This is a genomic window from Pseudokineococcus marinus, from assembly GCF_013004605.1.
In the GTDB taxonomy this organism is placed as follows: Bacteria; Actinomycetota; Actinomycetes; order Actinomycetales; family Quadrisphaeraceae; genus Pseudokineococcus; species Pseudokineococcus marinus.
Genome location: NZ_JABEMA010000149.1, coordinates 1 through 7,530 on the forward strand (window position 1 = coordinate 1; position 7,530 = coordinate 7,530).

Consider the following 7,530-nt stretch of genomic DNA (forward strand, 5'->3'; position numbering starts at 1 on the left):
GGGCGGGCGGAGGGGGCGCGGCGGGGCGTCAGCCGCGCAGGTGCGCCACGGCCTCGTCGATGCCGCCGTCGAGCTGGACGCGGCCGCCCGCGAGCACGACGCCGCGGTCGCAGAGCTTCGCCATGCGGTCGAGGTCGTGGCTGACGATGACGAGGGTGCGGCCCTCGGCGCGCAGGGCGCGGATGCGCGCCAGGCACTTCTGCTGGAACGGCTCGTCGCCGACGGCGAGGATCTCGTCGACGAGGAAGACGTCGGGCTCGGTGTGCACCGCGACGGCGAAGGCGAGCCGCAGGAACATGCCCGAGGAGTAGAACTTCACCTCGGTGTCGATGAAGCGCTCGATCTCGCTGAAGGCGACGATCTCGTCGAAGCGGGCGCGCGTCGTCGCCGCGTCCATCCCGAGGATGGCCGCGTTGAGGTAGACGTTCTCGCGGCCGGTGAGGTCGGGGTGGAAGCCCGCGCCCACCTCGATGAGGCCGGCGACGCGGCCGCGGACGCCGATGGAGCCGCTGTCCGGCGTCATGACCCCCGAGACGAGCTTGAGCAGCGTCGACTTGCCCGACCCGTTGAGCCCGAGCAGCGCCACGGACTCCCCCTGGCCGACGGACAGCGACACGTCGTCCAGCGCCATGAAGGTGTCGCCGAGGGGGCGACCGCGCACCGCCGCCACGGCCAGCTCCTTGAGCGAGCGGTTGTGGCGGAGCGTGAACCGCTTGCTCACGCCGCCGACGCGGACGACGTCGGTGCCCGACGTCCGGGGCCCCGCGGCTCCGGGCACTGCAGGTCCTGGCATCACAGCTCCTGGGCGAAGCGGCCCTCGAGCCGCCGGAAGACGAGCTGGCCCACGGCGAGGAGGACGAGTGAGCCGGCGAGCGCCAGCACCCCGTCCCAGACGAGGCCGTCGGGGATCTGCCAGCGGTCGGCCGGCACGTCGGCGACCGGGTACCAGAAGGCCCGGTGGAAGAGCTCGACGGCGACCGTGAGGGGGTTGTGGAGGTAGAGCCACAGCAGCACCGAGCCCTCGCCGAGCGAGTCGCGCACGAGCGTCCACGGGTAGAGGACCGGCGAGAGCCAGACCGCGACCATGAGGATGAGGTCGACGATGTTCTCGAGGTCCCGGTAGAGGACGTCGAGGGCCCCGAAGAGCAGCCCCAGGCCCAGCGCCAGGGTGACGACGACGAGGACCCCGAGCAGGGCCACGGCCAGCTCGACGAGCCCCGGGCGCCAGCCGACGACCACGCACCCCACGAGCAGCACGACGACCTGCGGCACGAAGTGGACGAGCCCCACCCAGATGCTCGAGACGGGGAAGAGCTCGCGCGGCAGGTAGATCTTCTTGACGAGCGGGGCGTTGCCCACGACGGCGCGCGTGGCGTTGCCGAAGCACTCGCTGAAGAGGTTGACGGCGATCATCCCCGAGAAGAGGTAGATCGCGAAGGGCGGCAGCGTGTCCCGCTGCTGCAGGAACTCACCCAGCGCGAAGAAGAAGACGGCGAACTGCACCGCCGGCTTGACGTAGGACCAGGCGAGGCCGAGGACGGAGCCCCGGTAGCGCACGCGCAGCTCCTTGCGGACCAGCAGCCGCAGGAGGTAGCGCTGGCGCAGGACGTCGACGAGCCCGAGGCCCCGCCCGGGGGCGACGAGAGGGGCCTCGGAGGGGGACGCGCTCACGACCGGGTGCTCACGACCGGGTGCGCCCGGCGTCCGGTGCCGCCGGCGGCAGCGCGAAGGAGGCGCGCCAGCCGTCGGGGCTCGTGAGGTCCGGCAGCGCCGCGCGGTACTCGGCGGCCAGCCGGGGCCACTCCGCGAGCAGACGGCGGTGGGCGGCCGTCGTGCGGGCCGCGAGGGCGCGGAAGCGGGCGGGGTCGCGGCGGTACCAGGCCGCGCCGGTGCCGTCCGCCGTGCTGACGAGCGCGCTGTCGAACTGGGCGAGCAGCCACCAGCGGGAGTCCATGTGCGGCACCGCGACCTGCGGGTGCCGACGGGCGAGCTCGTCGACCGGCCGCAGCTGCTTGAGCGTGCCCGTCGCCGCCTGCACGAGCCCCGCGAGCCGGTTCTCCGGCACCTGGACGTCGCGGCCGCGCCGCGGCGGCTTGCGGCGGCGCTGGGGCGGGAAGGCCGTGGCGTCGGGGCGCACCACCGCGTCGTCGTAGCCGGCGCGGACCTCCCGGACGCGCGGCAGCGTGGTCGCGAGGTCGCGGTGCAGGTGCTCCGGACCCTCGAGGACGGCCTCGAGCGCCATGAGCCGCAGCTCGGCGGTCGAGTACTGCATCGACAGCAGGTGCTTGACGCTGATGCCGAGGCTCTCCCGCACGAGCGCCCCGCCGCGGGCGTAGGGGCTGTGCAGCAGCGCGACGACGAGCCGGTTGCGGGCGTGGAAGTACGCCTGCCAGTCGACGGCGTCGTCCTTGTCGGTCCACGGCACGTGCCACACCGCGACGCCGGGCAGCGAGACGGTGGGGACGCCGGCCTCGCGGGCGCGCAGGCCGTACTCGGCGTCGTCCCACTTGATGAAGAGCGGCAGCGAGACCCCGAGCTCGCGGACCACCGACGTGGGGATGAGGCACATCCACCACCCGTTGAAGTCAGGGTCGACGCGCCGGTGCAGCCACGGCGTCGAGCGCAGGCCGGACCGGCCGAGGTCGTGGTCGTGGTGGGTGGCCGTCGCGGGCCCCCACCACGTGCGCCAGGGCTGCACCTGCTCGGCGAGCGCGTGCAGCAGCGAGCGCTGGAACATGCTGAACATGTGCCCGCCGACGATGGTCGGCGTCCGCGCGAGGTCGGCGAAGGTGACCGCGCGGAGGATCCCCTCGGGCTCGACGACGACGTCGTCGTCGAGGAGCAGCACGTGGTCGACGCCGTCCGACAGGCTCTCGACCATGCCGCGGGCGAAGCCGCCAGAGCCGCCGAGGTTGGCCTGGTGGACGACGTCGAGGCGGTCGCCGAGGGCGGCCCGGGCGCGCGGGAAGTGCTCGGTCTCCGCCGACACCGTCTGCGTGCCCTGGTCGACGACGCGCACGCGGGTCACGACGTCGCGCAGGCCCTCGTCCTCGCCGAGCGTCGCCAGCAGGCGCGCGCAGTAGTCGGGGCGGTTCATCGTGGTGATGGAGACGGCCACCGTGCCGGCGCCGCGGCCGGCGCCGTCGTCCGTGGACCAGGAGGCCTCCTCGAGCCGGAGGTCCTGCGTGCCCGCCGCCAGGTCGAACCAGTACCAGCCGCCGTCGTTGAAGGCGCGCAGCGGCAGGTCGACGGCCACGTCGGAGCCGTGGTCGCCGCCGACGCGCGAGGACGTGACGCGCTGGGCGTTGCCCTTGGCGTTCGACCGGTAGACCGTCACGGTCCCCGCGCCGCTCGTGCGGACGGACAGGCGGACCTGCTCCACGACCGTCCACCGGCGCCAGTAGCCGGCCGGGAAGGCGTTGAAGTACGTCGCGAAGGACGAGCGGGTGCCCGCCGGCACGAGGAAGCGACGGCGGCCGAGGACCTGGTCCCCGGAGACCGCCCCGCCGCGCGCGGTCGCGCGGGACGCGTCCTCGGACGAGCCGGCCGTGACGAGCTCGCCCTCGACGTAGAGCGGCAGGACGTCGGGGTCGGCGTCCCCGGGCAGGACGACGCGCTGGAGGACCCTCGCCGCGGCGCCCACCGGGCGCGTCCCGACCTCCTCGGCCGCAGGCGCGCTCATGCGTCCACCCCGCCGCTGACGAGCGCGCGCTCGCCGCGGAAGTGCGGCGCGAGCGTGTTGTCCACCATGGACAGCGCCGCCGCGATGGCCATGTGCATGTCGAGGTACTTGTACGTCCCGAGCCTCCCGCCGAACAGGACGCCCCGCTCGCCGCGGGCCGCGTCGCGGTAGGTGAGCAGCCGGGCGCGGTCGGCCTCGGTGTTGACCGGGTAGTACGGCTCGTCGGAGGCCTGGGCGAAGCGCGAGAACTCCCGCATGATCACCGTCCGGTCGGTCGGGTAGTCCCGCTCGGGGTGGAAGTGCCGGAACTCGTGGATGCGCGTGTAGGGCACGTCGGCGTCCGCGTAGTTCATGACCGGGGTGCCCTGGAAGTCGCCGACCGGCAGGACCTCCTCCTCGAAGTCGAGCGTGCGCCACGTGAGGGCGCCCTCGGCGTAGTCGAAGTAGCGGTCCACCGGGCCGGTGTAGACCACCGGGACCTGCCCGACGACGGAGCCCTTGGACACCGGCTGCGAGGCGTCGAAGAAGTCGGTCTCCAGCTGCACGGTGATGCGGGGGTGGTCGGCGAGGCGCTCGAGCCAGGCCGTGTAGCCCTGCGCCGGCAGCCCCTCGTGGGTGTCGTTGAAGTACCGGTTGTCGTAGGTGTAGCGGACCGGCAGCCGCGAGATGACCTCCATGGGGAGGTCCTTCGGGTCGGTCTGCCACTGCTTGGCCGTGTACTCGCGGATGAAGGCCTCGTAGAGCGGCCGGCCGATGAGCTGCACGGCCTTCTCGTCGAGGTTGGCCGGCTCGCGGCCGCCCAGCTCGGCGGCCTGCTCGGCCACGAGGTCGCGCGCCTGCTGCGGGGAGTGGGCGGCGCGGAAGAACTGGTTGATCGTCCCCAGGTTGATCGGCATGGGGAAGACCTCCCCGCCGTGGTTCGTGTACACGCGGTGCACGTACGGCGTGAAGTCCGTGAAGCGGTTGACGTACTCCCACACCCGCTCGTTGGAGGTGTGGAACAGGTGGGCGCCGTACCGGTGGACCTCGATGCCGGTCGTCGGCTCGGGCTCGGAGTAGGCGTTCCCCCCGATGTGGTGGCGGCGGTCGATGACGACGACGTCCAGGCCCAGCTCCTCGGCGCACCGCTCGGCGACGGTGAGGCCGAAGAACCCGGACCCGACGACGACCAGGTCGGCGTTCACGGGGGAGATCACTCCTCGATCGGGGACGGCCCAGGGTAGTGGCGCCGGGGCGCTCCCCCGGACGGGGCGCGCCGCCTCACCAGCCGACGACCTCCGCCAGGTCGCGGCGCAGGAGGTGTCGCGTGGACTCCATCCACAGCCCGGTGGCGTGGTTGTCGTCGGAGTAGACGAAGAGGCCGCCCGCCACCGCGGGGCACCGGTCCTCCGAGCAGAAGTAGTCGCGGGTGTCCACGAGCCGCACGCCCTCGGGCAGCTGGGCGCGCACCTCCTCCAGCACCTCGGGCGAGTACAGGTCGGCGGGGTCGGCGCCGCAGGAGACCGGGTCGTCCGTCGTCAGGAGGCACTCGGTCGGCGCCTCGTCGTAGCGAGGGCTGTCGCGCATGCCCATGACGGGCACCGAGGCGGCCACCTCGCGCAGGGGGGGCAGCAGCCGGGGGGCGAGCTCCTCGCCCCCGCCGACCCGCACCTGCGAGGTGACGGTCGTCACGAGCAGGTCCGGGTCCAGCTCCCCGACGGCCCCGAGCACCCGCTCGTTCCACGCGCGGCACTCCGGGTCCTCGACCTGGTCGGCGTCCTGCAGCCGGCACCCGCCCCGCGTCATCCACACCACCTCGAGGTCGAGGTCCACGGCGACCTCGAGGAGGGGAGGCACCCACTGCACCGAGTGCGAGTCCCCCACCACCACGACCCGCCTCGCTGCGCCCTCGACCCCGCCCCAGCAGGTCCGGACCTCGTCGGGGAGGTCGTCGGCCGAGCACCCGGGACGCTCCAGGAGGTCGGGCCAGGAGGCCCACAGGTCGGTGGGGTCGGGCAGGGGCGGGCCCTCCACCTCCGGCACGAGGGTCCGCGGGTCCAGCGCGAGCGCCCCGGGGCGGGCGTCCGCGGCCAGCGCCTCCTGGACCCGGTGCTGCATCCACGCGCCCCACGCCGCCGCGCCGCCGACGACCGGCAGCACGAGGGCGAGGGCGGCGAGACCGGCCGCCACCGCCGACCTGGCCCGCAGGGCCGGGACGAGCCGCCCGTCGAGGAGCAGGTGGGTGAGCACCGCCAGCGCGACCGACAGCGCGACCACCGCCGCACCTCCGAGCAGCGAGGCCGTCTGCCGCCCTGTGAGCGAGAGGTAGGCCACGAGGACGGGCCAGTGCCACAGGTAGAGGGGGAAGGACAGGGGCGCCGGCCGCGCGAGGACCGGCGCGGACAGGAGGCGGTGCGCGCCGCCCCTGCCGCCGTGGTGGGCCGCGGCCACCACGGCGAGGCCCGAGAGGACCGGCAGGGCGGCGGCGACGCCGGGGAAGGAGGTGGGCGGGATGAGGACGCCGGTCGCGAGCAGCCCCAGCACGCCCGCCCACCCGAGCACCAGCGCGCCCGCGGTGCCCGGGCGCCACCTGGCCAGGACCACCGCGGCCAGGGCGCCCGCCCCGAGCTCCCACGCCCGGGCGCCGCCGGCGAAGTAGGCGGCCGGCTGGTCGAGCGCCGTGAGCTGCACCGAGCGGACGAAGGAGGCGGCCGTGAGGGCGAGGAGCACCGCGACGAGGCAGCGCCCCGCCCGAGCGCCGGTGGCGCGCGCACCGAGCGCGACGACGAGGGCGAGGACGGGCAGGACCAGCGTCACCTGCCCCTGCAGCGACGTCGACCACAGGTGCTGGAAGGGGCTGAGGGCGTCGCCCCGCGCCAGGTAGTCGACGGCCTGGTCGCCGAGGCGGACGTTCTGCACCATGCCGATCGAGGCCAGCGCGCCCCGTGTGGCGTCGAGCCACTGGGTGGCCGGCAGGAGCAGACGGACGGCGACGAGCGTGCCCGCCACGGTGAGGGCGATCGGGGGCAGCACCCGGACGAGGAAGCGGCTCCAGGCCTCCACCACGGCGCGGGGCGTCATGGTGCCCTGCTCGAGCCGGCGCAGCACCGAGCCGGCGAGGAAGAAGCCGGTGAGCGCCAGGAAGACGTCGACGCCGCCGGAGACGCCGCCGACCCAGACGTGGTAGCCGACGACGAGGCCGATGGCGAGGGTGCGCAGCCCCTCGACCTCCTGCCGGCGCGCCGGCGGACCGGTCGCGGTCGGCGGGGGCGACGGACGCTCCTGCAGTGCGGTGCTCAGCCCGTTCCCTCGATCTCTCTCCCCCGGACGGTCCCCGCCGCGCGGTGCGGCACGGGGAGCGGCGAGAGTACGTGGCCGGGGTGGCGGTCGGCACGTCCGCCGCGGGCGGCACCACGGCGCCCCGGCCGTGCGCCGTGGCCCGTCAGCGGGCGGCGACCGAGAGCGTCCCGCCCTGGAAGGGCTGCACGAGGCGGCTGCCGGACGTGCGCTGCTCCCCCGTCGGGTAGCCGTAGCGGCCGCCCTCCCAGCCCGCGCGGCCGTAGGCGTCGAGCAGCGCCCCGCGCACGACGTGGCCGCCCGTGGCCGGGCTCCAGTAGACGAACCCGCCCTGGAAGCGCTGCAGCAGGCCGCCGTCGCGCAGGCCGACCTGGCCGCCGGTCGGGTAGCCCAGGACCCCGCCCTCCCACCCGGCGCGCCCGTAGGCGTCGAGCAGCGGGCCGCGCACCACCTGGGCGCCGGTGGCCCGGCTCCAGTAGACGAAACCGCCCTGGAAGCGCTGCAGCAGGCCGCCGTCGCGCCCGAGCCGCACCTCGTCGCCCGTCGGGTAGCCCAGGACCCCGCCCTCCCAC

6 protein-coding genes are annotated in these 7,530 nt (G+C 74.7%); all 6 read right to left on the bottom strand.

The window, feature by feature from the left end; translation table 11 throughout:
* Window positions 1-28: 28 nt before the first annotated feature.
* Window positions 29-793 (bottom strand): ABC transporter ATP-binding protein, encoded by a 765-nt coding sequence (locus HLB09_RS10365; RefSeq protein WP_171203304.1) that lies wholly within the window; start codon window positions 791-793, stop codon window positions 29-31.
* Window positions 793-1,671, bottom strand: a complete 879-nt coding sequence (locus tag HLB09_RS10370) for an ABC transporter permease (protein WP_171203305.1) — start codon at window positions 1,669-1,671, stop codon at window positions 793-795. The genes HLB09_RS10365 and HLB09_RS10370 overlap by 1 nt, the downstream gene beginning before the upstream one ends.
* A gap of 10 nt (window positions 1,672-1,681) precedes the next feature.
* On the bottom strand, window positions 1,682-3,682 hold the full coding sequence (locus tag HLB09_RS10375) for a glycosyltransferase (RefSeq protein WP_171203306.1): 2,001 nt from the start codon (window positions 3,680-3,682) through the stop codon (window positions 1,682-1,684).
* The gene (gene glf / locus HLB09_RS10380; protein ID WP_171203307.1) at window positions 3,679-4,866 is read right to left on the bottom strand and encodes a UDP-galactopyranose mutase; all 1,188 of its coding nucleotides are present in this window, start codon (window positions 4,864-4,866) and stop codon (window positions 3,679-3,681) included. Before glf ends, HLB09_RS10375 begins: the two co-directional genes overlap by 4 nt.
* A gap of 76 nt (window positions 4,867-4,942) precedes the next feature.
* Window positions 4,943-6,961: an acyltransferase family protein gene (locus HLB09_RS10385; RefSeq protein WP_339576734.1), complete on the bottom strand. Its 2,019-nt coding sequence runs from the start codon at window positions 6,959-6,961 to the stop codon at window positions 4,943-4,945.
* Window positions 6,962-7,103: 142 nt separating this feature from the next.
* The coding region (locus HLB09_RS10390; RefSeq protein WP_409372999.1) for an LGFP repeat-containing protein at window positions 7,104-7,530 on the bottom strand (427 nt) is incomplete at its 5' end.

Excerpts from the sequence above, each read along its gene's own strand:
- HLB09_RS10365 (WP_171203304.1), bottom strand. The coding sequence starts at position 793 with ATGCCAGGACCTGCAGTGCCCGGAGCCGCGGGGCCCCGGACGTCGGGC.
- HLB09_RS10375 (WP_171203306.1), bottom strand. The coding sequence starts at position 3,682 with ATGAGCGCGCCTGCGGCCGAGGAGGTCGGGACGCGCCCGGTGGGCGCC.